1 protein-coding gene is annotated in these 522 nt (G+C 71.3%); it reads right to left on the reverse strand.

Annotation, left to right across the window (positions count from 1 at the left end; all coding sequences use genetic code 11):
* Positions 1-522 (reverse strand): condensation domain-containing protein (locus A5705_RS09195; protein ID WP_231982395.1); only part of this gene is annotated, 522 nt, incomplete at both ends.

Raw genomic sequence — 522 nt, forward strand, 5'->3', positions numbered from 1 at the left:
GTGCGCGTACTCACCCAGCAGCGACGCCCACCGGGCGAACGACGTCCCCGGCGCCGGCAACACCACCTGCTGCCCACCCCGATGCTGCGCCCAGGCCAGGTTGAGATCCTCCAGCAAAATCCGCCACGACACCCCGTCGACCGCCAGATGGTGAACGATCGCCACCAATCGACCGGCAGGGACCACCCACACCGCGCTCAGCATGATTCCGGCCGCCGGGTTCAACCGCGACCGCGCCTCCACCAGCGCCTCCTCGGACAGCGTGTCCACCGCCCGCAGGCAGTCGCGGGCGTCCACGGACCCCGGCTCGGGCACGGTCAGCGACCAACCCCCGGCGCCGTCGTCGTCGACCCGCAGCCGCAACATCGGATGCCGATCCAGCAGGGCCTGCAACACCACCACCACGTCGGCCTCTGTCGCCCCGGCCGGAGCCTGCACAACCACCGTCTGGTTGAACTGGTCCACCGGACCCTCGACGCTGTGCAGCCAGCGGATGATCGGGGTCGCGGCCACCGGGCCGAG

Origin of the sequence: Mycobacterium sp. E787 (assembly GCF_001668725.1) — a bacterium.
In the GTDB taxonomy this organism is placed as follows: domain Bacteria; phylum Actinomycetota; class Actinomycetes; order Mycobacteriales; family Mycobacteriaceae; genus Mycobacterium.